Below are 21,646 nucleotides of genomic sequence, written 5' to 3'. Positions count from 1 at the left end.
GTCGCCGGGAGCGCCTCGACAAGGCACTCCCGAAAGGCAACAACCCATGCATTCTGTGCAGTTCACCGCGGAGACCTCGTCCAACGGTCTCCGCGAACGCGACTTCACCGTGGGTGAAGTCCCCGGCGTACTCTGGTCGCCCGTATCCGGCTCCGATCGCGCGCCCCTGGTGCTGATGGGGCACGGCGGCGGCACACACAAGAAGGCACCGGCCATGGCGGGCCGCGCACAGCGCCTCGTGACCGGCTGCGGTTTCCATGTCGCCACCATCGACGCGCCCGGGCACGGCGGCCGGCCGCGCACGGCGCACGACGAGCGGGAGATCGCCGCCATGCAGCAGGCCATGGCGACGGGCGAACCGGTCGGCCCGATCGTCGTCCGGTACAACGCCCACCTGGCGGAGCGTGCCGTCCCGGAGTGGCAGGCGACCTTGGACGCTCTCCAGGAACTGCCGGAGATCGGCACCGAAGGGCCGGTCGGCTACTTCGGCCTGAACATGGGCACCGCGATCGGTGTGCCGCTGACGGCGATCGAACCCAGGATCGCGGCCGCGGTCTTCGGCCTCTTCTGGCCCGATCCCCTGGCCGAGACGGCGAGGCGGATCACCGTACCGATCGAGTACGCGCTCCAGTGGGACGACGAGCACATCCCACGCGAGTCCGGTCTCGCGCTGTTCGACGCCTTCGCCTCGAAGGAGAAGACGTTGCACGCCAACGCGGGCAGGCACAAGGAGCTGCCCCGGTTCGAGGCCGACAGCGCGGTCCGGTTCTTCGCACGGCATCTCGGCCGGGCCGTCATGACACCGGCCTGACGTGACGGATATCGGCGTCCGGCCACCGGTCGGGCGCCGATACCGCTGTCAGGTGCCCTACTCCTTGGGCTGGGTGAAGCGGATGCTGTTGCCGAAGGGATCGCGGAGCCCGCAGTCGATTCCGTACGGACGCTCGGTGGGTTCCTCGGTGAACTCGACACCACGGCCCAGCAGCTTCTCGTACGTCTTGCGGCAGTCGTCGGTGGTGAAGATGAGGTGGCCGCCCATCGCCCCCTTGGTCAGCAGCTCCCGTACCTGCTGCGCCGTCTCCTCGGACAGTGCCGGCGGGCCCGGCTTCTCCAGCAGGATCTGGCGGTCGGGGTGACCGGGGACGTTGACGGTCAGCCAGCGCATGAAGCCCAGGGACACGTCGGTGTTGACCTCCAGGTCGAGCTTGCCCACGTAGAAGTCGAGGGCCTCGTCCTGGTCGAGGACGTAGATCTGCGAGTGCGTGATAGCGGTGAACATGTGCATCACGCTATCGAGCCGGCCGGACGAAAACTTATCCAAAACTGCTCAGCCGACGGGACGGTACGGCTCGTGCGGACGGTCAGCCGCTCGGACGCGTCCAGGCCATCGTGAAACACGTCGGCACGGGCGCGGTCACCGCTGCCCGGCGGTATGCCCTCGGCGACAGGCCGACGATGTCGCGGAACGTGCGGCTGAAGGTTCCCGGGCTGCCGAAGCCCACCTGGAAGCAGATGTCCGTCACGCTGCGGTCGGTCTCCCGCAGCAGGAACATCGCACGCTCGACCCGGCGGCGCTGCAGATAGCGGTGCGGCGTCTCGCCGAACGTGGCCCGGAAGGTGCGGGTGAAGTGCGCCTGGGACACATGGGCGATCCGGGCCAGGGCCGGCACGTCCAGCGGCTGCGCGTAGCCGCGGTCCATCGCATCCCGTGCCCGAAGCATGCGACGGTTGCTCTCTTCTGCGGCACGACTCACGACGCCATCACATCACGGACCTCCGCGGCCCGTGAAAGAGGCCGCAGACCAGGATTGTTTTACGTTGCCTTTGCCATTCGGGAACCCTGGTGGCCGCGAAGAGCGTTCACTTGTCGCGGGGCGTGAACCAGCGCGACCGATGATCAGTACCGGACAGGCAACAGCAGAAGCCGAGGTGGCAGTAGTGGCGATGTGGGACCGGCTCAAGGACCAGGCCAAGAACCTCCAGCAGTCCCAGGGTTCCAGGGGATCGGGCGGCGGACAGGGGCAGGCCCCCTATGGGCAGGGCCAGGCTCCGTACGGGCAGGGCCAGCGTGGTGGCCACGGGTCCGGTTCGTCCTCCGGCGGCTCCAAGGCTCAGCTGGTCGGGCTGCTCAAGTCCCAGCTCGCGTCGGTCAAGACCGAGCTCAAGAGCGGCGCCTACCGGGACGCGAGCATGGCCATGTGCGCGCTCGTGGCCGCGGCCGACGGACATGTGGAGCAGGCGGAGAGGCAGCGTGTGGAGGAGCTGATCGTCTCCAACGAGGTATTGCAGAACTTCCCGGCGGACCAGCTTCGCCAGCGCTTCAACAAGCACCTGGACCAGCTCATCGCCAACTTCGAGCTGGGCAAGGCCGAGGCGCTGCGGGAGATCGCCAAGGCCGCCAAGAAGCCGGCGGAGGCCCGCGCGGTCATCCAGACGGGCATCGTGGTAGCGGGTGCCGACGGGCACTTCGAGCAGTCCGAGCAGTTCGCCATTCGCGACGCCTGCGCCGCCCTCGGTCTGTCACCCACGGAGTTCGGCGTCTGACAGGGGTGGCCGCCGATTCCGCCTCCCCCCCCGGCGGAGTCGGCGGCCCTGTGAAGTCGGCACCTCGTGGCCGGCGCCCTCGTGGTCACGCCGACGAGGAACTGCGGCGCGAACCTGTTGCTCCTGCGTCCTGCGTTCCTCTGTCCTGGGGACGAACTGGCCGGTATACAAGTTCAGTCACCGTGCAAGGGCGCGCCGTCGGCGGCCCGGCTCGCGGTATTGGACCCAGGGGGGATCTTGAAGAACCGTCGCACCCAGTACGGCAGCACGGCAACGAACCGCCGACGGGCGACCGCAGTGGGAGCGGCGGTCAGCGGCTGCGCCCTCGTCGTCGCCTCCGCGGCACCCGTCGCGGCCCACGGCGGCGGCCACGGCCGGGGCACGGACTACGTATCGCTCGGGGACTCGTACACCTCGGGGCCGGGGATCCCGACGCAGGTGGATGCGAACTGCGCCCGCTCCGACCAGAACTACCCCTCACTCGTCGCCGCGGAGCGCAGGACGTCCACGTTCAAGGACGTGAGCTGCGGCGGCGCCACCACCGAGCAGATGTGGAAGGCACAGGGGACCAACCCTCCACAGCTCAACGCCGTCCAACGGGACACCGACCTGGTGACCGTCCAGATCGGCGGCAACGACATCGGGTTCAGCTCCATCATCAGCACCTGCGCCCAGCTGAGTTCGCAGGACCTCACGGGGGACCCGTGCCGGCGTCACTTCACGTCCTCCGGGGTCGATCAGCTGACGCTCAGGATCCTCGACACGGCACCCAAGATCACCCGCGTGCTGCGGGCCGTGCACGCCAGGGCGCCGCACGCCCGCCTGCTCGTCGTCGGCTACCCCGATCTCCTGCCGGACGACGGCAGCGGCTGCTACCCCTCGGTGCCGTTCGCGGCGAAGGACTTCCCCTATCTGCGCGACACCGGCAAGCGCCTCAACCTGATGATGCGCGTGGTGGCGCGGTTGAACGGGGCCGAATACGTTGACACGTACGGACCCACGATCGGACACGACATGTGCAAGGCCCCGGACATCCGCTGGGTCGAACCGCTGCGACCGGCCTCACCGGCGGCCCCGGCCCACCCCAACGCCAAGGGCGAAGCGGCCATGGCACGTGCCGTGCTGCGGAGCCTGAGCAAGGGGCACGGACACTGACGCACCTCCCACGAGGAAGTGCGTCCGCTCGCCTCATCGGGGGATCACCACGTGCGAAGGGGGGACTCAGGGGGCAGGGGGACCGTGGGAAGTCAGAACGTGTGCGGCCGGTGAAGGGATGGACATCGTGGTACGACCGAAGATCTTGGTGGTCGGAGCAGGCTTCGCGGGAGTCGGGTGCGTCCGGCGCCTGGAGCGCAAACTCGGATCCGACGAGGCCGACCTGGCGCTGGTCACACCGTTCTCCTACCAGCTCTATCTGCCGCTGCTCCCACAGGTCGCCTCAGGAGTGCTGACCCCGCAGTCGATCGCCGTGTCGCTGCGCCGCAGCCGTAAGTACCGCACGCGCATCATCCCCGGTGGTGCCATCGGTGTGGATCTGAAAGCCAAGGTCTGCGTCGTCCGCAAGATCACGGGCGAGATCGTGAACGAGCGGTACGACCACATCGTGCTGGCACCGGGCAGCGTCACGCGCACCTTCGACATCCCGGGCCTTACGGACCACGCCCGCGGCATGAAGACGCTCGCCGAAGCCGCGTACCTCCGTGACCACGTCATCGCGCAGCTCGACCTCGCCGACGCCAGCCAGGACGAGGCCGAGCGGGCGGCGCGGCTTCAGTTCGTGGTGGTCGGCGGCGGCTACGCTGGTACGGAGACCGCCGCGTGCCTGCGGCGCCTGACACAGAACGCCGTCAAGCGCTACCCGCGGCTCGACCCGAAGCTGATCAAGTGGCACCTGATCGACATCGCACCGAAGCTCATGCCGGAACTGGGTGACAAGCTCGGGCGGAGCGCCCAGGAGATCCTGCGCAAGCGGGGCATCGACATCTCACTGGGTGTCTCCATCGCGAAGGCGGGCCCGGACGAGGTCACCTTCACCGACGGCCGGGTGGTCCCGACCCACACGCTGATCTGGACCGCCGGAGTCGCGGCGAGCCCGCTCATGGCCACCCTGGGCGCCGAGACGGTCAAGGGGCGCCTCGCGGTCACTTCGGAGATGTCCCTGCCCGGCCACGACGGCGTCTTCGCGCTCGGTGACGCCGCCGCCGTGCCGGACGAGGCAAAGGACACGGAGGGCGCCATCTGCCCGCCGACCGCCCAGCACGCGATGCGTCAGGGCAAGCACGTCGCCGACAACGTCATCGCGTCGCTGCGCGGGCAGCCGATGACCCCGTACGTCCACAAGGACCTGGGACTGGTCGTCGACCTCGGTGGCCTCGACGCCGTGTCCAAGCCGCTCGGGGTCGAGCTGCGCGGCCTGCCCGCCCAGGTCGTCGCCCGCGGCTACCACTGGTCGGCGCTGCGCACCAATGTGGCGAAGGTCCGGGTGGCGACGAACTGGGCGCTGAACGCGGTGGCCGGCCACGACTTCGTGGGTACCGGACTGCTGTCCCGTTCGTCCGCGAAGCTGCGCGACTTCGAGCACACGAACGCGTACCTGACCCCGGAGCAGATTCGAGAGCGCACCGAGAGCGAGTGACGCGAGGGCCCGCGAGCGTACGTGTCCCGGCGGGGACACAAGCGGCCCGGCGGGCACACGAGTGGCCCGGAGCGATCCGGGCCACTCGTGTGTGGACGGCGACGCGCGGGGGCAGTTAGCCTGTCGGGCCCAAGTCGGTGGAAAGGCCCACGAGTTGGCCGATCCGGAGGGGATTCCCATGAGCAGCACGTCTCGGCTGGGCAAGGTTCGCAGAACGTTCGTCATGACCGGCTGCGCGGCCGCACTGGCCTTCGGGTCGACGTCCGCCCTCGCCACCCCCGGGAGCGGGGTCACCGGCACGATCCTCGCCCAGGGCACCTCGGCCGGAACACTGAAGGTCAAGGCCAAGGGACGTACGGACGTCATCGTGCGGTCCATCACCATCGCACCGGGCGGTACGACCGGCTGGCACTATCACCCGGGCCAGCTGATCGCCGTCGTCAAGTCGGGCACACTCACCCGCACGTTGCAGGACTGCTCCGTGGAGGTCAGCCAGGCGGGCACGTCGTTCATCGAGCCCGCCGGGCCCCGGCACGTCCACGTCGGCCGCAACCTCGGCACCGAGCCGGTCGAGTTGTACGTCACCTACCTCGTGCCCAAGGGCAGCCCGCTGTCGCTCGACGCGGACGCTCCGGCGTGTGCCGGGAGTTAGGCACAGGCCGGAGAATGCGGTTGCGTGGTGCTCTCAGCGGACCTGGGGCGCGGTGCCGAGCTGTGCTTCGGCATCGGTGAGGATCTCCGTCACCCGCAGGCCGAAGGCGGCGTCGCACGGATGCGGGCGGCCGGTGCGGGCGGCTTCGAGGAGGGCGTCGGCGGCCCGGGTGAGCGCCTCGACCGCCCCTTCGGCGGACCCGGGCAGGATGGTCACCCCTGCCTTGCCGCGCAGCTCGACGGCGGCTCCGGCGGCCGCGGGCGGGGCCGTCAGGCTGAGCGTCAGCGTGCTCGACGCCCCGCCGGTGTGGTGGAGCACCAGGTGCACGGTGTCCTTCGGGCCCCGCGCGGCGGCGGCCACCCGCTCGACATCGCCGAGAACCGGCATCAGCACGGACAGGGCGTGAGGGCCGACATCCCAAAGGCCGCCCTTCTCCTGCCGCCAGGGCGACGCCGCGAACGGGCTGTCACTCGTGAACACGGCGCCGAGCCACTCGGCGCGAGCGGTGAACCAGCCCTCCGTAGCGGCCTGTTCGGCGATCCAGGCCTGGATCTCGGGCTGGAAGCGGCTGGTGAAGAAGACGACTGAGGCGACGCCTGCCTGCTCGACCGCCTCCACGACGGTGCGGCCCTCCTCCACGGTCGCCGCGAGAGGCTTGTCGAGCAGCAGATGGCAGTTCGCCCGCGCGGCGCGCGCCGCGAGCGGGGCCTGTACGGACGGAGGCAGGGCAATGGCGACCGCGTCCACCTCGGCGAGGAGGGCGTCGACATCCTCGTACGCGCGCGTCCCGTGACGGTCGGCCAGGGCCTTGGCCGCGTCGGCCCGCCGGCCCCACACCCCCACGAAGTCCAGTTCGCGATGCCCGCTGAGGGCGGGAGCGTGAGCCATGTCGGCCCAGGGCCCAGTACCGAGCAGTCCGATGCGCATGCCGCCACCTCTCGTCGTGCCTGTCTCATAAGGGGCCGCCGTCCGTGATCGTCCGGCGCCACCAGGGGTGAGCTTTTCACGCAGGCCCGGACGCTGCCCAGCCCCACCCACCGCACCGGACACCGCGAGCACGCGGTCCCGCGGGGCTAGCGCCGGCTTCGTACCAGCAGATACAGGAAGTACGGCGTGCCGATGACCGCTGTCATCAGGCCGGCGCCCAACTGGGCGGGGGCGATGACCGTCCGGCCGAGGAGGTCGGCCGTGCAGACGAGCGCTGCGCCGAGGAGGACGGCGACCGGCACGACCCGTACGTGCCGTCGGCCCACGAGGGCACGTGCCGCGTGCGGGGCCACGAGGCCCACGAAGCCGATGGTGCCGGCCGAGGCGACGGCGGTCGCGCTGAGCAGGACACTGACCACCAGGAAGCCGAGCCTGGCCGGGGACAGTCGCAGGCCGAGGAGGCGCGGAGTGTCCGCGTCCAGGGAGATGAGGTCCAGTTCGGTCCGTCGGGCGACCGCGACGACAAGGCCCAGCACCAGCACGAGCGCGACGGGCAGGACGTCCGGCATGGTCCGGCCGTACGTCGAACCGGACAGCCAGGTCAGCGCCTTGGTGGCGTTGAACGGGTCGGTGAGCACGATGAGCAGGCTGACCAGCGCCGTCGTACCGGCGGCCATGCCGATGCCGACGAGGACCAGCCGGTTCTGCTGGTAGCCGCCCCGGGCGGCCAGCCCGAAGACAATGACGGAGGTGACCGCGGCCCCCGCGAACGCGGCCCCCGCGACGCCCCAGGTGCCGGCGACGGGCACGGTGGTGACGAGGAGTACGGCGCCCAGCGCGGCTCCGCCGGAGACGCCCAGGACCCCCGGCTCCGCGAGCGGGTTGCGGGTCACGGCCTGCACCAGCGTGCCGGCCAGGGCGAGCGCCGCGCCCGCGCACAGGGCGGCGAGCACCCGGGGCATCCGGGTGTCGAGCACGAAGGACACGGTCTGACCGGCCCGCCCCTGCGCCCAGTTCACGACGTCGCCGAGCAGGAGCTTGCTGTCGCCCAGCAGCGCGCCGGCGATCGTGATGCCGACGACCACGGCGACCAGGGCGGCCAGCGTGCCCAGGAACGCCGCCCGGCTGGGGATGCGCAACCGGTCCGGTGTCTCGGCTCCGGCCGTGTCCCGCAGCCGCAGGGCCATCACCACCAGGAACACGGCGCCGATGAGGCTGGTGACGACGCCGGTGGGGACGGCGACGGCCGTGTCCGAGGGCACCAGGGCCCGCAGCAGCACGTCCGAGCCGAGGACCAGAGCCGCGCCGACCACGCCGGCCACGGGCAGGTTCGTACGGGTGCGTACGAGGCCCCGGAACCGGCGGGCGAGCGGACGCACCAGGGCCGGTGCGCACAGGCCGACGAAGCCGATGGGCCCGGCGAGCGTGACCGCCGCCGCGGACAGCAGCGTTGCCAGTACGACCACGGTGACGCGGGTGGCGCGGACCGGGACGCCCAGTCCGCGCGCGGCGTCGTCACCGAGGGCGAGTGCGTCGACCCGACGGGCGGTCAGCAGCAGGCCGACGAGTCCGATCAGGGCGACGGGCAGCATCTGCAGGACGCCGTCGTAGCCGTTCTGGCTGATGCTGCCCTGGTTCCACTGGTACAGGCCCTCGGTCTGCTCGGGGAACAGCAGGAGCAGGCTCTCCGTCATGGAGGTCAGGCCCAGTGCCAGCGCGGTGCCGGCGAGGACCAGTCGTACGGTGCCCGTGCCGAGTCCGGACAGGGCGAGTACGACGGCCGCGGCCAGGAGCCCGCCGGTGAAGGCGACCCCGGAGGAGGCGAGCAGCGGGAGCGAGACGCCGGTGGCGCCGACGAGCCCGAGCGCCAGGTACGAACCGGCGTTCACCGCGAGGGTGTCGGGAGCGGCGAGCACGTTGCGGCTGACGGCCTGCAGTACGGCGCCCGCCACGCCGAGGATGACGCCGACCAGGATGCCGGCGGTCATCCGCGGCAGCCGGGAGGCGATCACGACGGACGCGTCGGACGGATCGGCCTGCCCGGTCAGGGCCTTGAACACCTCGGCCGGTCCGACGGCGGCGGTGCCCTGGGTGATGTCGACGACGGCGAGGACGCCGACCAGGAGGACGAGCCCGGCCGCCACCGCGGCCGCGCCCGTCCGGGACGCGGTCGTCGGCGGACGGGTGGCGGCGGGAGGCGTTGCGGTGACGGCCATGGCTTCGTCGTTTCGTCTGCTTCGTCTGTTCTTTCCGGGTCGTCTACTTCGTCAGCGCGTCGACGACGGCGTCGATGTACGCCTCCATCGACTCGGGGCCGCCGAACATCCAGATGCCGTCGGGCAGCCGGTGCACGTCGCCGGCCTTCACGAACGGCAGGGACTTCCACACGGCGTTCTTCGCGAGCGCGCCGGTGAAGGGCATGCTGCCCTTGTCGCCGTCGTTGCCTATGTAGGCGAACTGGACGTCCTTCGGCAGGTCGGTGAGGCCCTCGACGTCGGTGGTCCCGAGGCCGTAGGCCGCGTCGCCCTTGATCTTCCAGGCGTTCTTCAGGCCGATCTGCTCGTTGACGGCCCCGATGAGCGAGCCGCTGGTGTACGGGCGCAGGGAGACCTGGTTGGAGGTGACGTAACCGTCCGCGAAGGCGAAGTCCGTGCCGTCGAGACCGGCGTCGGCCAGGGCCTTCTTGCCCTCGGCGACCTTGGCCTCGAAGTTCGTACGGGCCGTCTTCGCCTTGTCGGTGGTGCCGGTGGCCTTGGCGATGAGGTCGAGGTTCTCCAGCATCTGACCGACCTGGTCCGAGGCGTCGGCGGACTTGATGCCCAGCACCGGGGCGATCTTGCGCAGCTGCTTGACGGCCGCGGGCGGCAGGTCGGAGGAGGCCACGATGAGGTCGGGGGAGAGGGAGGCGACGGTGTCCATGCTCGGCTCGCCGCGGGTGCCGATGTCCTTCGGCTCGTTCTTCAGCGGGACGGCGGTGTCCCAGGTCTTGTAGCCCTTCACGTCGGCGACACCCACGGGGTCGACGCCGAGCGTGATGAGGCTCTCGACCTCGTTCCACTCGGTGGCGACCACCTTGGTGGCCGGGCCGTCGAGCTTGAGCTTCGCGCCGGTGGCGTCGGTGAGGCTGATGGCCTCGGACGTCTTCTTCTCGGACTTGTCCGCGGCAGGCTCGGTGGTGCCGCAGGCGGCAAGGGCGAGTGCCGCGGCGGTGGTGGCGGCCGCGGTGAGCAGGAGGCGTCTCATGAGGTGGTGCCGAGCCTTTCGGTTCGAGTGTTCCGTGTGTGATGGCGGCCGATCGGGCGGGTGCGCAGTCGGCCGGTCAGGGGGTCTGTGTCGACGTCGATCCGGATGCCGTAGACGGCGGTCAGGCGTTCCGGGGTCAGGACGTCCTCGGGCAGGCCGTCGGCGACGATCCGGCCCGCTTCGAGCAGCGTGATCCGGTCGGCGACGGCCGCCGCCTGGTCGAGGTCGTGCAGGACCACACCGACGGCGATCCCGTGGTCGTCCGCCAGGTCGCGGATGAGGTCGAGGAGTTCGACCTGGTAGCGCAGGTCGAGATACGTGGTCGGCTCGTCCAGCAGCAGCACACCGGTTTCCTGGGCGAGACAACTGGCGAGCCACACCCGCTGCAACTGCCCGCCGGACAGGTGGTCGGCGCCCCGATCCGCGAGGTCCGTGACACCGGTCAGGGCGAGCGCCCGGTCGACCGCGGCCGACGCGTCCGGATCGGGCCGGCCGAAGCGGCCCCGGTACGGGTAGCGGCCGAACTCGACGACGTCCCGCACGGTCAGTCCGCTGGGCGTGGGGCGGCCCTGGGTCAGCAGGGCGACGTGGCGCGAGAACTCACGGGCACTCAGGGCGAGGCCGTCGGTGTCGCCGTCGATCCTCAGCGCGGCGTGGCGGCCCCGCTGCAACCGGGCGATCGTCCGCAGGAGCGTCGACTTGCCGCTGCCGTTGGGACCGACCAGAACGGTCACCTCGCCGGGATGGAGCACGACCGCGGCGTCGTGTACGACGTCGACGCCGTCGTACGACACGGTCACACCCGTGGCCGACAGCTCATGACCGCGCAGACGAGGGGTGTCGGCTGCCTCTTCACCAGATCTCACGCGGTGAAGGTTAGCCTAACCTTAATTGATCTTGATGGGAGTGTCCCGGGTGCCGGCTCGGCCGGCCTGCCACGACGCCGGATTCCACACTCCCGAGCGGCGCAGGGACTGCGGGCAGTGCAGGTAGATCTCGTCGATCTCCAGGACCAGGGCCAGCGTGGGGCGCTGATCGTCCAGCTTCATGGCGTCGAAGAACGGGGCATCGGTGAGGACGCGGGCCCGGCCGTTGACCCGCAGGACCTCCTTGCTGCCTGGTATCAGGTACAGCAGGCCGGCGTGCGGGTTGTCGAGGATGTTGTGGAAGCTGTCGCCCCGCCGGTTCCCCGGCCGGTCGGGGAGGGCGAGCGTGCGCGAGTCGATGACGTACGTGAAACCCGGTGCGTCCCCACGAGGGGAGACGTCACAGTTGCCGCCCGCGTCGGAGGTGGCCAGCAGACAGAAGGGCGAGCGGGCCACTATGTCCCGGTCCTTGTCGGTGAGTCGGTCGTGAACCTTCTCGATCACCACGGGCCAGGGCTCGCCCAGCAGTTCACGCAACTCGGCGCTCGACTCCAGCTCGACCCAGCCCTCCTCGGCCACCGCGTCCGGCCCGTTCCCGGCGGTATCGATCGTGTGCGGCAAAGCCGACTCCCAACGTACGTGCGTCCGGCGAGTAGTTGCACAGGGAACATCATCTTGACGTTAGGGTCACCTTACTTCGCGGTGTGGCTGCTGCGCGTACGACGGTCAGGCCGCACCGGTACGGCTCGTCGAGCTCGCCGTCGGGGAACAGCCGCGCCAGCGCGGTGCGGTTCGCGCCGAGGAGTTGGGCTCGCTCGGCGGGGTCCATGACCACGAAATGCGAGTGCGTGCCGAGGTTGCGGATGTGCTCCTCGACGGTGATCCGGCGCGACCACGTGACCTCACGGGTGGCCACCCGGACCGGAAACGGGGCGAACAGCTCGGCCACCGTCGTCGGGAAGCCTCGGGTGAAGGGCGCGAGCCGGTCCTCCTCGGCCGCGACCCATGGGACGCGGATGTCGGCCTGGTTCCACCACAGGGCCAGTACGCCGTCCGGGCGCAGCACCCGCAGTGCCTCGGGGACGGAACGGGCCGGCTCGGTCCAGTGCCAGGCCTGCGCGTAGGCGACCACGTCGAAACTGCCGGCGGAGAAGGGCAGGCGGTTCCCCTCGCCCCGCACCAACGGGACCTCGGGTTCGGCTCGGCGCAACTCCGCGGCCATACCGGCGCCCGGCTCCATCGCCACGACACGGGCGCCGCGCTCGCGCAGGAGCCGGGTGGCGATACCGGTGCCGGCCCCGCAGTCCAGCACGTCGGCGCCGGCCAGTCGTCGGCCTGCGAGCTCCTCCACGGCGTCGAAGAGGGCGGGCGGATAGCCGGGGCGGGTGGAGGCGTACTGCGCGGCAATGGAGTCGAAGGACAGGGCACGGGGCTGGTTCGCGGGTAATGCCATGCCCACGATCTTTGTGGGCGGAGGACGGAGTCGCCAGCAACTGACGGAGACGGCGTCGCGCATGCCCGGGTCGTCGCCCCAGGCGGTCGGTGGCCCGCCACCGGCTCTGATACGTCCGCCCCGGTGCGGCACTCTCCTGAGTGCGGCGCCGGGGCGAACGTCATCGCCTACTCGTGCTCAGCAGTTGCGGACGCTCCAGACGGGGGTCCAGGTGTAGGAGTGCAGGGCCGAGTCGGGCCTGAAGGAGTGGAGGACGTTGCCGCTCTGGCCGTAGAAGTACGAGGTGACGCCTCCGGTCTGGAAGTCGTAGTAGTAGCCGGCGCCGTTCCAGTACGACGTGTAGTAGCGGTTGCAGGTGTAGAGGAAGAAGATCTCCCAGCTGCCCGTCGTGGGATCCCAGACCTCCGTGCAGAGGTTTCCGCTGGGGCAGTTGAACGTGGCGCCGGGTGCCATGTGGATGGACCTGGCGGACGGCGAGACGCTCGGGGAGTTCGCGGCCGCTGACCGGGTCGACGCCGACTGTGCGTCCTGCGGTGCCGGCGGCGCGGTCAGGAGCCGGCCGGCCGCACCGTCGTCCGAGGCCACGGACGCCTGGGCCGGGCCGGCGGTGAGGACAGCCGCCAGCATCAGAGCCAAGGCACCGATGAGGCCGAGGATGGAGCGCCTGCCACGCACTCCGTGCACGCTGCGTACTCTGCGCATTCGGTTGATCCCCCTGTTCAGGACGCGACATACGAGGCACCCGGTGGTGGTGTGACCCCGTTCGTGGTGCCAGGCTGACGCCGGCCGCCGCGTCGCCGCCACACGTTGAAGCCGTGGCTTAAACGGAAGCCGCCTCTCAGGCGTCTCTCGCCTCACGCCTGGCGCCAACGGGCAGGCGTGAGGCGTCAGTTGTCAGACGTCAGGGGGCTGAACGGAGTGTGCGGCGTGTGCGGCGCGCCGTCGAGGAGGATGAGCCCCGCTGGAGTGATGGTGTGCAGCACGTGCTTGCTGCGGCGCACGCTCAGCAGCAGTCCGGCCTGCCGCAGCACGGCCGTGTGCTGGCTCACCGCGGCCCCGGAAATGCCGATCCGCTCCGCGAGTTCACCGGTCGTACGCCCGGTGACGACCTCCTCCAGGATGGCGGCCCGCGTGCGGCCGAGCAGCGCGCCCAGTCCCGTGCTCCGGCCCGCGGCGCCGGGCATCAGCGCCCAGCCGAGGGTGAGCTGGATCGGGTAGACCAGGACCGGTGTGCGGTCGGGGAGTGGTACGGCGAGAGTGACGGGTCGTCGGGAACAGAACAAGGACGGCTGCAGCAGTAACCCCCGCCCACCGAGCCGCAGTTCGTGGTCGACCGGATAGTCGGCCTCCAGTACCGGCGGCTGCCAGCGCAGTACGGGCCGGAGGCTCGCCAGCAGCCCATCGGTTCCGCCACCCAGCACCGCCCGGGCGCGTACGGCACGGTCGGCGTCCACCTGCGCCCGGATGTGCGGCCAGAAGGCGGCGAGCGCTCGTCGGTGGTACCCATGCAGTGCGGCGCCCAGTTGTTGCAGGGCCTCCAGGGTGCCCTCCGCGAGGGCACGGACCTCGGCCGGCAGTGGTCTCGGCCGGGCCGGGGAGGTGACGAGCCTGGCCAGATCGCCACGCAGGTCGGCCCGGGGCGTGCCGAGCACGGTGTCGACCGCGTTCTTCAGCCCGAGGGAGCCGCCCAGGTCGGGCGTGAGGAAGTCCGGGAAGTAGCCGCGGGGCGGCAGCAGCGCGGCAAGCAGCCCGTCCGCCGGACCCAGTCGTGGCCGTACGATCCGCCGCCAGTCGCCGAACGCCAGGGCGTTCTCCTCCCTGATCAGCGCCTGGAAGCTGTTGACGATCTCCCACAGGGGGTCGGGGGCGGCGGCGACACGTACGCGTGCGATGTCGTCGGCCGTGAAGTGCACCCGCAGCATGGGGATCTCCGGCAGTCGGCGGTCATCAGGTGAATGGCGGTGCCCAACGACAGTGAGGGAGCACCACTGCCCGGGCAAGGGGGCACATTCGGTCACAGAGGTTGTTCGGCGGCGCGGGCTCGTCCACGGCGGACTCACCGCCGCGGTGATCGCCGTCTATCTGACGGTCACGGTCCTCGTCGGATCCGCCCTGGACGAACGCCCGCTGCCCGGGGTGCTGACCGCGGCACTGGTGGCGGTGTCACTCACACCGGCCCGGGACCGGCTGCAGCGAATGGCGGACCGCTTCGTGTACGGCGTACGCAGGGATCCACTGGAGGCCATCGCCCAACTGGGCGATCAGGTCGCCGTCGCGGGGGAGTCGGACCTGCTGCCGGCCGCCCTGCGGGCCGTCACGGACGCCGTGAGGGCACCTGTGGCAGCACGGTTGCGCGGCGTCGGCGTGGTCAGGCCGTGCGGGCGCGGAGGCGGCGCAGCATGCGGGGGTCCTCGAAGCCGACTGAGCGGGCGGCGGCGTCGGTTGTCGCGCCGTGGCTGATGAGGTGTTGGGCGCGTTCGAGGCGCAGGGCCTGCTGGTAGCGCAGTGGGGTGAGTCCCGTGGCGCGGCCGAAGAGCCGGGTGAGGGTTCGCTCGCTCACACCGACGGCCGACGCCAGGGCGGGGAGGGGGAGCGGCTGGTCGAAGCGGGCGTCGATGAGGTCCTGGGCCCGGTGCACGGTGTCGTCGAGGTGGGACCGGTGCCGGAGCATCGCGCTGGACTGCGGCTCATGGCCGTTGCGGCGGGCGTAGACGACCATGTCGCGGGCCACCTGGGCCGCGACGGCCGGGCCGTGCTGGGCGGCGACCAGGTACAGGGCCAGGTCGATACCGCTGGCGATACCGGCCGAGGTGATCACCCGGTCGTCGGCGGTGAACAGGACGTCGCGGACGACCAGTGCCCCGGGGTGGCGCGTGGCCAGCTCGTCCTGCACGTCGTGGTGGGTGGTGCAGCGGCGGCCGTCCAGCAGCCCGGCCCGGCCGAGCGCCTCGGCGCCGGCGCAGACGCTGGCCACCGTTCCACCCCTGGAGTGGTGGTCGCGCAGGACCTGGAGGGAGGAGTCCCCGATGGCGGGACTGTCGGCCAGGGTTGCCGCTCGCCAGCCGGGCACCACGATGAGGTCCTCGGGTCCGAGTTCGGGCCAGTCGAGCCCCGCCACCAGCGGCAGCCCCTGCGCGGTGGAGACCTGCGGCCGCTCCGCGACGTAGGAAAGCGTGTAGGGGTGCCCGAAGTCGGCGGCCGTCGAGAAGACCTGCGCGGGACCGGCCAGGTCCAGCAGGTGGACTCCGGGCACCAGGAAGAAGACGATGTGGCTCACGATTCGGTCATCATGCCCCACGCCCTGCCGCGGCCTCCAGCTGGTCGACCGTCGCGATGGTGGCGAAGCGTCCGGCGAGGGCGTACTCGGTGCGCCTGATGACCTCTTCGGCGGGCAGTGTGAGGGGGTCGGCCAACAGCTCGGCGACGCTCTGGTCGGCGGGGGCGTCTCGGTGGGGGATGGGGTTGGTCGCGGTCGCGTCGGTGACGAAGGTGACCTGGTGGCCGAGGTCGCTCGCGACGCGGGTGGTGGTCTCCACGCACTGCTCGGTGCGGATGCCGCAGACGGTGAGTTCCCGGACACCGCGCTCGGTGAGCAGTTGCTGCAGGTTGGTGGTGGTGAAGGCGTTGTGCGAGGTCTTGTGGATCAGCGGTTCCCCGTCCGCCCGCTCCAGTTCCTCCATGAGCCGGACATGGCCGAGGGCGGGATCGAAGACGTCCCCGCTGCCGGGCTCGGAGTGCAGCACCCATACGACCAGGTCCCCGGCCTCACGGGAGAGCCTGACCAGACGGTTCACCTGGTCGGCGATCTTCAGGTCGGAGGTGGTTTCCCACAGAGGACGGGCCCGGAAGGACTCCTGGACATCAATGACGATCAGTGCTCGGGTCATGCCCCAAGCCTGGACCGCAGGAGAGGGCCGGGACCAGGCCGCATCGGGTCCGGGTGCGGACCGATCCGGTCAGGGGCGGGGCCGTCGGGGCTGTGAGGCCATTGAGGTCGCCCCGTATCTCTGCGAGTCGTTACGAGTCCCTACGAGAGGGAGTCACGATCCCGCAGAGCGCTGAAGCCGCCGGCATCGTTGAAATGCTGATGGGCATGAGCCTGGCGGCGCGCATCGCGCACGCCTCTCGTGGCCGCCGCTTCGATTCGCCGCGCCTCCGGACCGGAATCCGTCCGGCGCCTCCGACGGCCCACCAGCACGGTCACGGCGGCCGCCATGATGGACACGACCGCTGTCGCAGCCAGGACCAGGTAGACCATCCTCACCCCGTTCTCGCCTCGGACCGTTCACCTCGATCGCGCCCCGGCACAGATCGCCCAGGGCCGCTCACGCCACCGTACTCAGCGGGCGACCACAGACGAACAGCCGCTTCCGGCACCAGTGACTGGCAGAACTCTGCCGCCCTCCGGCAACTTCACGGTGTGCGATGGCCCGCCTCAGGCAGGTGGCGGTACCAAGGTCGCCGGGGTGGGGCCATCAGGGCGGACGGTGATGCCGTGTACTGCCTTTGTGGGGGTGGAGGAGAAGGCCGGGGTGTGGGGCGGTAGCAGGTGTTCGAGCAGGACGGTTGATTCGCGGAGTGCGAACTGCAGGCCGAGGCAGGCGCGGGGGCCGAGGCCGAAGGGGAAGTAGGCGCCCGGGTGGGTTGGTCGGGCGCCCGGCGTGATGAAGCGCTGGGGGTCGAAGTGCTCCGGGTCCGGCCAGAGTTCGGGATCGCGGTGTGTGAGGTACGGGCAGACCAGGAGGTCGGTGCCCGCCTCGACGGCGTACCCGGCGAGGGTGTCGTCCTCGGTGGCGTGGCGGGGCAGGATCCAGGCGGGCGGGTAGAGCCGGAGCGTTTCGTGGATCAGGGCCTGGATGGCCTGGCGGCGTTCCGGGGATCCTTCGCCGCCGGCGGCCAGGGCTTGTTCGCGGGCGCCGGGGTTCCGGTCGAGGAGCAGGTAGAGCCAGTTCAGGGTGGTGGCGGTGGTCTCGTGCCCGGCCGCCAGCAGCGTGACCAACTCGTCGCGGATCAGCCGGTCGGTGTACTCGGGGTGCTCGGCGGCGGCGTCGAGCAGGACGTGCAGCAGGCCAGGGCCGTCGGGTCCGGCCGCTCCGCCGCGGGCGGCCTCGATGGCGTGCCGCGCGACCGCATCGATCCGGGCGAGGTCGGCGGCAACGGCTTCCTGGGCGTCGCCGATATCGGCGGGCAGAGTCGGAAGAGCGGCCCCCACGCTTTCCACGGCGGCCAGTTCGCGCTCGGTCTCGTCATCCAGGGGGTGCCCGGTCAGGGATCGCCAGATGGAGTCCAGGGCGAAGCGGCGCATCTCCTGCCCGACATCGAAGGGCTGCCCGGTACGGGCGTACCCGTCCCAGCGTCCCGCTGTGGTCAGGGCGGCCGCGGTGATGCGCTGTTCGTAGCGGCGCATCCCGGTACCGGTGAACTGGGACTGCAGCAAACGGCGTTGCTGCTTCCACGCCGCACCGGTGGCGGCCAGGACACCGTCGCCGATCAGCACACGGGCGCGGTGGGAGCGCTTGACGTACCGCTCCGGGTGCCGGGCGAGTACGTGCTGGACCGCTTGCGGGTCGGTGACGAGAACGGTGGGGGCCGGCCCGAGTCGGAACGCGGCGACGCCGCCGAACCGCTCGCGCACCTGGGACAGCAGCTCGACCAACTCACCTCCGCCCGAATGCCACTGCTTCACGAGTGCAGCCTCGGCCTCGGGGACCGGCCGCCCCGTGCCGGGGACGTACGAAGGGGAGCCGGGACCGGCTTCAGTGTCCATGTTTCCTCTCCTGGTCGACCGCCTGGCTCGGCCGCAACGGGGCGCCGACGCCAAGGCGGACTGTACGGGAGCGGACACAGCGGGTGACAGCTCACCTGGGTACGGCGTCCGTCCCGGCACGGCCCGGACGCCGTCGCCCTGCGCCGCGCAGGGAACAGCCTTCGCCCTAGACTCGGGCCATGGACAGGACCGACCGCGCCAGCCGGGTGATCGCGGCACCACCCGCAACTGTCTACGACGCCCTCCTCGACCGGGAGTCCCTGGAAGCCTGGTTGCCGCCGGACGGCATGCGCGGGCGGGTCGAGTGGTGTGATCCCCGGCCCGGTGGCGGATTCCGGATGGTCCTCACCTACCTCGACCCCACCGACAGCCCCGGCAAGACTTCGGACGCGACGGATGTTGTCGACGTGGGGTTCGCCGAACTGGTGCCACCGGAACGCGTGGTGCAGCGGGCGGTGTTCGAGGCCAACGACCCGTCGTTCGCGGGCACCATGACGATGACCTGGCATCTCGCCGCCGCCGGTGACGGAACCGAGGTGACCGTCACCGCCACGGATGTGCCACCCGGCATCGACCAGGCGGACCACGAGGCCGGGATCGCCTCGTCGCTGGCCAACCTGGCGTCGTACCTCGAAGGGACCGGCTGACTCGGGTCGGCTGCGACCTGGCCCGGCCACGTCGCAGGCAGGTGGTGGTCCCGCTTCCGGCCTGGGCTCGGCCCGCCCTGGACTACCCGGACGGGCGCAGGTTGTCCTGGAGGTCGCCCGCGCCCGTGATGATCGAGGTGTAGAGCCCGGAGCAGGTGTTGAACTTCTGGGTGGTGGCGGCATCGACCGTGGTCTCGGGCACGGTGGCGCACAACTGGGTGAAGTACTGGTCGTATTGCTCGTTGATGGCGGTGGTGTCGTCCAGTGTCGCCTGGTAGCGGTCCTTGTCGGGACGAGCCTCCACCTCCTTGTGCAACCGCTCGGTGATCGCGTGCACGGCCGCCGCATGGGTCTCGCAGGCACTGCCCACGCCGGCCGTGCAGCCGTCGGGCTTCGCACTCACCGCCTCGCTGATCCTGTCGTGCCACTTCGCCTCCAACTCCAGGGACTCGCCGCCCTGTTCGTCGCTGGAACCTCCACAGCCCGCGGTCGCGGCGATGACCCCGCAGACCAGCAGCGGTATCAGCGACCGAAGCCCCGTACCGGCTCGCATCGCGCCCCCTGTCGTCGTGTCCTGCCCGCCCGGGCCGGGCGGAGCGCCGAGAGCGTAGCGCAACCGCGCCGAACCGGTCGGGAATCGAGAAGCACATTGCGCAGAAGGGCGAGACGCGCTGTTCCACGCTCGGTTTCAGCGATCAGGCGAACCTCGACGACTGCACGATGTGGCCGATCGTCCGCTGCGAGAGGGGGATCGGCGCAGCGCCGTCAGCCCTTCTCGACCAGGGCGATCAGCTCGGTGGCGAGGGCCAGGGACTCGTCGACGCTGTGGACGGCGTACATGGAGTCGACCATGAAGTGGTCGATGCCGGTGCGCTCGTGGACACTCTTGATGGTGTCGGCGACCTGCTGGGTCGTGGTGCCCGCGTCGATGTTGACCCGCAGGACGGCATCGATCGCGGACGGGTCCCGACCGGCCTCCCGGGCCAGTTGGTCGATGGCCGTCCGCTGGAACACCAGCCCGTCGATGTCCACGTAGCTGGGCACCACGATCAGCGGCAGCCAGCCGTCACCGCGCTCGGCGACCCGCCGCAGGGCGCGCTCGGACATGGCGCCGAGGTAGAACGGCGGACGGGGGCGCCGGGCGGGCTTGAGGGGGGAGTGGTGCAGGGGCACCGAAATCAGCTCACCGCTGTACTGGGCCGGGTCGGTGGTCCAGATGGCGTCGAGCGCGTCGAGCAGTTCGTTCATCCGGGCGCCGCGCCGGGTGAAGTCGGAGCCCGCGGCCTCGTACTCCTCGGGCGACCAGCCGATTCCGAAGCCGGGCAGCAGACGGCCGTCACTGATCACGTCGATGCTGGTGAGCGACCTGGCCAGCTGGACGGGCGGATACAGCGGGGCTATGAGCACATGCGTTCCGAGCAGTACGCGCTCGGTGGCGCTCGCGGCGATGGCGAGGAGTACGAACGGGTCGGCGGCCGTGTTGAGTTCGGCCGGAATGGAGTCGCCCTGCCCGCCGTAGCCGACCTTGGGACTGACGGCGGCCAGATTGCGGTCGCCCACCCACAGGCTCGCGGCACCCGCGTTCTCCGCCTCGCGCGCGAACTCCGCGGTCCGGGCCATGCCTAAGGCCTGCTTGTGGAACTGCGGGAGCGCAAAACCGATCTTCATGGCTGTTCCTTGCTGAGTAGTCGTGGCAACCATCGGCCGTCCCCTCGGGCGACCAGCGCATACCGGTTCCCTGTAAGGGAGTTGGCAGCGCGGGACGGTCGTCCACGGCCGTCATGCGCACCGAGAGTACAGAAGTTGATTGCGCAACTACCTCGATTGATCGCTGACGGCGTGTCGCGCCCCGCGTCAGTCACCTCCCACGAAGCCGCTGTCGTGGTCCACATCCAAGTCCGCCGTGTCGGGGGCGAGTTCGGCGAGATCGCCACGCCCTGTACGGTCGGCGGACTCGTCCAGGGGCCGACGGACGTTCGCACCGGCAGTGGACGTCGACGGGGTGGGCGGAGGGTACGCGCCTCTGGAGACCCTGAAGCCGGTCTCCGGGCTTTCGCCGGCCAGTGCCCGCGTGAGCGCGGCGCGGCAGTGGCGGGTGAACCGGGGCCAGGGACGGGACGCTTCGGGCGGCCAAGCAGCCGCCAGGAGGGACAAGCCGGCCCAGGGTGCCATCCACAGAAGCGTCCACCATCCGGGGTCCTGGTCGGGCAGGCCCGGGAATCCGTTGCCCAGGAGCATCGCGTTCATCGACATCCCGAACGACACCACGAAGGCGGCGAGCAGCGCGGGGACGCGGTAGGCGCCGAAGCATCGGCGCAGGGGAGCACGGTGTGCTTCCAGGGCCGTGCGGAACGGTGCGAATCGCGGCTCGGTGAGGAGTTCGTGGACGGTGACGCCCTCGTCGCGGCGCAGGCCGACCGCGAGGGCGGCGGGGGTCGGATCCTCCGGAGCACTGTGCTGCCCCGGCGCGAGGCTGATCCGGCCGGTCTCGTCGACGTGTGCGTGGCCGGTCAGGACGAGCAGTCGTACGGCGACCTCGGCGGCGTATCTCTCCCGCTGGGCCGACGCGCCCTTCCACGAGGCGCCGAGCCACCACCCCGCCTGGACCGGGTCCACGACCGACCTCCGTGCGCCCCGCACGAACTGCCGCTCCGCGCGCGTACGCCTCCACCAGGCCACGCCCAGGGCCGAGTTGAACCCGGTGAACCCCAGCAGCCAGCCGGCGGTGATCCACCCCATCTCGGTGCTCATGACACGGGCCCCGCTCCCTCACTTGCTTGACGTGACATCAGAGGGTGCCCCTGATGGCCACCGTTCGGCCGCAGCGGCCGCCAACGCCACTCCCGACAGCTCTGGTTGGCTCATGGGCAGGGCACTCTCCTCGGACGGCCGCCAACACGACGGCGGATCAA

Annotated in this window: 23 protein-coding genes and 1 pseudogene; 7 read left to right on the top strand and 17 right to left on the bottom strand. The window is 70.7% G+C overall.

The genetic code is table 11. The annotated features are described in order from the left end of the window. The first annotated feature begins 46 nt into the window (after nucleotides 1-46). Nucleotides 47-811, top strand: coding sequence for an alpha/beta fold hydrolase (locus ACZ5VQ_RS02340; RefSeq protein ID WP_469103266.1), 765 nt, complete (start codon nucleotides 47-49; stop codon nucleotides 809-811). A gap of 57 nt (nucleotides 812-868) precedes the next feature. Here the strand turns inward: ACZ5VQ_RS02340 and ACZ5VQ_RS02335 are convergent, their stop codons facing one another. Both ACZ5VQ_RS02335 and ACZ5VQ_RS02330 read right to left on the bottom strand, forming a co-directional pair. Continuing rightward, nucleotides 869-1,279 carry a VOC family protein gene (locus tag ACZ5VQ_RS02335; RefSeq protein WP_362070705.1) on the bottom strand — a complete coding sequence of 137 codons (411 nt, stop codon included), beginning with the start codon at nucleotides 1,277-1,279 and terminating at the stop codon, nucleotides 869-871. An 82-nt stretch (nucleotides 1,280-1,361) separates the two neighbouring features. Continuing rightward, complete coding sequence (locus tag ACZ5VQ_RS02330; RefSeq protein WP_469103265.1) at nucleotides 1,362-1,754, bottom strand: helix-turn-helix domain-containing protein; 393 nt, start codon at nucleotides 1,752-1,754, stop codon at nucleotides 1,362-1,364. Nucleotides 1,755-1,938: 184 nt separating this feature from the next. Between ACZ5VQ_RS02330 and ACZ5VQ_RS02325 the strand changes: the two genes are divergently transcribed. From ACZ5VQ_RS02325 to ACZ5VQ_RS02310, 4 genes are all read left to right on the top strand, one after another. After that, nucleotides 1,939-2,544, top strand: coding sequence for a tellurite resistance TerB family protein (locus ACZ5VQ_RS02325; RefSeq protein WP_469103565.1), 606 nt, complete (start codon nucleotides 1,939-1,941; stop codon nucleotides 2,542-2,544). Between the two features lie 237 nt (nucleotides 2,545-2,781). After that, the gene (locus ACZ5VQ_RS02320) at nucleotides 2,782-3,699 is read left to right on the top strand and encodes an SGNH/GDSL hydrolase family protein (RefSeq protein WP_469103264.1); all 918 of its coding nucleotides are present in this window, start codon (nucleotides 2,782-2,784) and stop codon (nucleotides 3,697-3,699) included. A 118-nt stretch (nucleotides 3,700-3,817) separates the two neighbouring features. After that, the gene (locus tag ACZ5VQ_RS02315) at nucleotides 3,818-5,179 is read left to right on the top strand and encodes an NAD(P)/FAD-dependent oxidoreductase (protein ID WP_469103263.1); all 1,362 of its coding nucleotides are present in this window, start codon (nucleotides 3,818-3,820) and stop codon (nucleotides 5,177-5,179) included. 223 nt (nucleotides 5,180-5,402) lie between these two features. Then, entirely contained in the window at nucleotides 5,403-5,831 is a 429-nt protein-coding gene (locus ACZ5VQ_RS02310; RefSeq protein ID WP_469103564.1) for a cupin domain-containing protein, read from the top strand. A gap of 33 nt (nucleotides 5,832-5,864) precedes the next feature. Here the strand turns inward: ACZ5VQ_RS02310 and ACZ5VQ_RS02305 are convergent, their stop codons facing one another. The 8 genes and pseudogenes from ACZ5VQ_RS02305 to ACZ5VQ_RS02270 form a co-directional block, all read right to left on the bottom strand. After that, nucleotides 5,865-6,758 (bottom strand): Gfo/Idh/MocA family protein, encoded by an 894-nt coding sequence (locus ACZ5VQ_RS02305; RefSeq protein ID WP_469103262.1) that lies wholly within the window; start codon nucleotides 6,756-6,758, stop codon nucleotides 5,865-5,867. Between the two features lie 146 nt (nucleotides 6,759-6,904). Beyond that, a pseudogene (locus ACZ5VQ_RS02300) lies at nucleotides 6,905-8,977 on the bottom strand (iron ABC transporter permease); the annotation flags it as partial. A gap of 40 nt (nucleotides 8,978-9,017) precedes the next feature. Beyond that, a complete protein-coding gene (locus ACZ5VQ_RS02295; protein WP_469103261.1) occupies nucleotides 9,018-10,001 on the bottom strand; it encodes an iron-siderophore ABC transporter substrate-binding protein in 984 nt (327 codons plus the stop codon). Further along, nucleotides 9,998-10,867 carry an ABC transporter ATP-binding protein gene (locus ACZ5VQ_RS02290; protein WP_469103260.1) on the bottom strand — a complete coding sequence of 290 codons (870 nt, stop codon included), beginning with the start codon at nucleotides 10,865-10,867 and terminating at the stop codon, nucleotides 9,998-10,000. Before ACZ5VQ_RS02290 ends, ACZ5VQ_RS02295 begins: the two co-directional genes overlap by 4 nt. Nucleotides 10,868-10,888: 21 nt before the next feature. Then, nucleotides 10,889-11,488: an MSMEG_1061 family FMN-dependent PPOX-type flavoprotein gene (locus ACZ5VQ_RS02285; protein ID WP_469103259.1), complete on the bottom strand. Its 600-nt coding sequence runs from the start codon at nucleotides 11,486-11,488 to the stop codon at nucleotides 10,889-10,891. Nucleotides 11,489-11,537: 49 nt separating this feature from the next. After that, complete coding sequence (locus ACZ5VQ_RS02280) at nucleotides 11,538-12,320, bottom strand: class I SAM-dependent methyltransferase (RefSeq protein WP_469103258.1); 783 nt, start codon at nucleotides 12,318-12,320, stop codon at nucleotides 11,538-11,540. A 177-nt stretch (nucleotides 12,321-12,497) separates the two neighbouring features. Continuing rightward, complete coding sequence (locus tag ACZ5VQ_RS02275; protein WP_469103257.1) at nucleotides 12,498-13,022, bottom strand: hypothetical protein; 525 nt, start codon at nucleotides 13,020-13,022, stop codon at nucleotides 12,498-12,500. Between the two features lie 185 nt (nucleotides 13,023-13,207). Beyond that, a complete protein-coding gene (locus ACZ5VQ_RS02270) occupies nucleotides 13,208-14,242 on the bottom strand; it encodes an ArsR/SmtB family transcription factor (protein ID WP_469103256.1) in 1,035 nt (344 codons plus the stop codon). A gap of 52 nt (nucleotides 14,243-14,294) precedes the next feature. Here ACZ5VQ_RS02270 and ACZ5VQ_RS02265 point away from each other — a divergent pair, with 52 nt between their 5' ends. Then, complete coding sequence (locus ACZ5VQ_RS02265; protein ID WP_469103255.1) at nucleotides 14,295-14,780, top strand: hypothetical protein; 486 nt, start codon at nucleotides 14,295-14,297, stop codon at nucleotides 14,778-14,780. On the opposite strand, the gene ACZ5VQ_RS02260 is transcribed toward ACZ5VQ_RS02265, so the two are convergent. The 4 genes from ACZ5VQ_RS02260 to ACZ5VQ_RS02245 form a co-directional block, all read right to left on the bottom strand. Continuing rightward, nucleotides 14,689-15,597, bottom strand: coding sequence for a GlxA family transcriptional regulator (locus ACZ5VQ_RS02260; RefSeq protein ID WP_469103254.1), 909 nt, complete (start codon nucleotides 15,595-15,597; stop codon nucleotides 14,689-14,691). The genes ACZ5VQ_RS02265 and ACZ5VQ_RS02260 overlap by 92 nt on opposite strands. A 10-nt stretch (nucleotides 15,598-15,607) precedes the next feature. Continuing rightward, complete coding sequence (locus tag ACZ5VQ_RS02255) at nucleotides 15,608-16,207, bottom strand: isochorismatase family protein (protein WP_469103253.1); 600 nt, start codon at nucleotides 16,205-16,207, stop codon at nucleotides 15,608-15,610. A 140-nt stretch (nucleotides 16,208-16,347) separates the two neighbouring features. Further along, nucleotides 16,348-16,578 (bottom strand): hypothetical protein, encoded by a 231-nt coding sequence (locus ACZ5VQ_RS02250; protein WP_469103252.1) that lies wholly within the window; start codon nucleotides 16,576-16,578, stop codon nucleotides 16,348-16,350. Between the two features lie 177 nt (nucleotides 16,579-16,755). After that, nucleotides 16,756-18,087 carry a cytochrome P450 gene (locus tag ACZ5VQ_RS02245; protein ID WP_469103251.1) on the bottom strand — a complete coding sequence of 444 codons (1,332 nt, stop codon included), beginning with the start codon at nucleotides 18,085-18,087 and terminating at the stop codon, nucleotides 16,756-16,758. A 179-nt stretch (nucleotides 18,088-18,266) separates the two neighbouring features. Between ACZ5VQ_RS02245 and ACZ5VQ_RS02240 the strand changes: the two genes are divergently transcribed. Then, nucleotides 18,267-18,734, top strand: coding sequence for an SRPBCC family protein (locus ACZ5VQ_RS02240; RefSeq protein WP_469103250.1), 468 nt, complete (start codon nucleotides 18,267-18,269; stop codon nucleotides 18,732-18,734). An 82-nt stretch (nucleotides 18,735-18,816) separates the two neighbouring features. Here ACZ5VQ_RS02240 and ACZ5VQ_RS02235 read toward each other — a convergent pair whose 3' ends face one another. The 3 genes from ACZ5VQ_RS02235 to ACZ5VQ_RS02225 all read right to left on the bottom strand — a co-directional run bounded on the left by ACZ5VQ_RS02235 (nucleotide 18,817) and on the right by ACZ5VQ_RS02225 (nucleotide 21,485). Continuing rightward, nucleotides 18,817-19,287: a hypothetical protein gene (locus ACZ5VQ_RS02235; protein WP_469103249.1), complete on the bottom strand. Its 471-nt coding sequence runs from the start codon at nucleotides 19,285-19,287 to the stop codon at nucleotides 18,817-18,819. Between the two features lie 212 nt (nucleotides 19,288-19,499). Beyond that, a complete protein-coding gene (locus ACZ5VQ_RS02230; protein WP_469103248.1) occupies nucleotides 19,500-20,402 on the bottom strand; it encodes a TIGR03619 family F420-dependent LLM class oxidoreductase in 903 nt (300 codons plus the stop codon). A 186-nt stretch (nucleotides 20,403-20,588) separates the two neighbouring features. Further along, the gene (locus tag ACZ5VQ_RS02225; RefSeq protein ID WP_469103247.1) at nucleotides 20,589-21,485 is read right to left on the bottom strand and encodes a hypothetical protein; all 897 of its coding nucleotides are present in this window, start codon (nucleotides 21,483-21,485) and stop codon (nucleotides 20,589-20,591) included. Nucleotides 21,486-21,646 lie beyond the last annotated feature (161 nt).

Source organism: Streptomyces sp. NPDC033178, assembly GCF_055577685.1.
This window is presented reverse-complemented; position numbering and strand designations above follow the sequence as displayed.

Bases quoted from the DNA above. Each gene is read 5' to 3' on its own strand.
- ACZ5VQ_RS02270 (WP_469103256.1), bottom strand. From the start codon at position 14,242: ATGCTGCGGGTGCACTTCACGGCCGACGACATCGCACGCGTACGTGTC.
- ACZ5VQ_RS02250 (WP_469103252.1), bottom strand. From the start codon at position 16,578: ATGGTCTACCTGGTCCTGGCTGCGACAGCGGTCGTGTCCATCATGGCG.
- ACZ5VQ_RS02335 (WP_362070705.1), bottom strand. From the start codon at position 1,279: ATGTTCACCGCTATCACGCACTCGCAGATCTACGTCCTCGACCAGGAC.
- ACZ5VQ_RS02235 (WP_469103249.1), bottom strand. From the start codon at position 19,287: ATGCGAGCCGGTACGGGGCTTCGGTCGCTGATACCGCTGCTGGTCTGC.
- ACZ5VQ_RS02295 (WP_469103261.1), bottom strand. From the start codon at position 10,001: ATGAGACGCCTCCTGCTCACCGCGGCCGCCACCACCGCCGCGGCACTC.
- ACZ5VQ_RS02310 (WP_469103564.1), top strand. From the start codon at position 5,403: ATGACCGGCTGCGCGGCCGCACTGGCCTTCGGGTCGACGTCCGCCCTC.
- ACZ5VQ_RS02340 (WP_469103266.1), top strand. From the start codon at position 47: ATGCATTCTGTGCAGTTCACCGCGGAGACCTCGTCCAACGGTCTCCGC.
- ACZ5VQ_RS02245 (WP_469103251.1), bottom strand. From the start codon at position 18,087: ATGGACACTGAAGCCGGTCCCGGCTCCCCTTCGTACGTCCCCGGCACG.
- ACZ5VQ_RS02240 (WP_469103250.1), top strand. From the start codon at position 18,267: ATGGACAGGACCGACCGCGCCAGCCGGGTGATCGCGGCACCACCCGCA.
- ACZ5VQ_RS02305 (WP_469103262.1), bottom strand. From the start codon at position 6,758: ATGCGCATCGGACTGCTCGGTACTGGGCCCTGGGCCGACATGGCTCAC.
- ACZ5VQ_RS02315 (WP_469103263.1), top strand. From the start codon at position 3,818: ATGGACATCGTGGTACGACCGAAGATCTTGGTGGTCGGAGCAGGCTTC.
- ACZ5VQ_RS02280 (WP_469103258.1), bottom strand. From the start codon at position 12,320: ATGGCATTACCCGCGAACCAGCCCCGTGCCCTGTCCTTCGACTCCATT.
- ACZ5VQ_RS02275 (WP_469103257.1), bottom strand. From the start codon at position 13,022: ATGCGCAGAGTACGCAGCGTGCACGGAGTGCGTGGCAGGCGCTCCATC.
- ACZ5VQ_RS02230 (WP_469103248.1), bottom strand. From the start codon at position 20,402: ATGAAGATCGGTTTTGCGCTCCCGCAGTTCCACAAGCAGGCCTTAGGC.
- ACZ5VQ_RS02225 (WP_469103247.1), bottom strand. From the start codon at position 21,485: ATGAGCACCGAGATGGGGTGGATCACCGCCGGCTGGCTGCTGGGGTTC.
- ACZ5VQ_RS02255 (WP_469103253.1), bottom strand. From the start codon at position 16,207: ATGACCCGAGCACTGATCGTCATTGATGTCCAGGAGTCCTTCCGGGCC.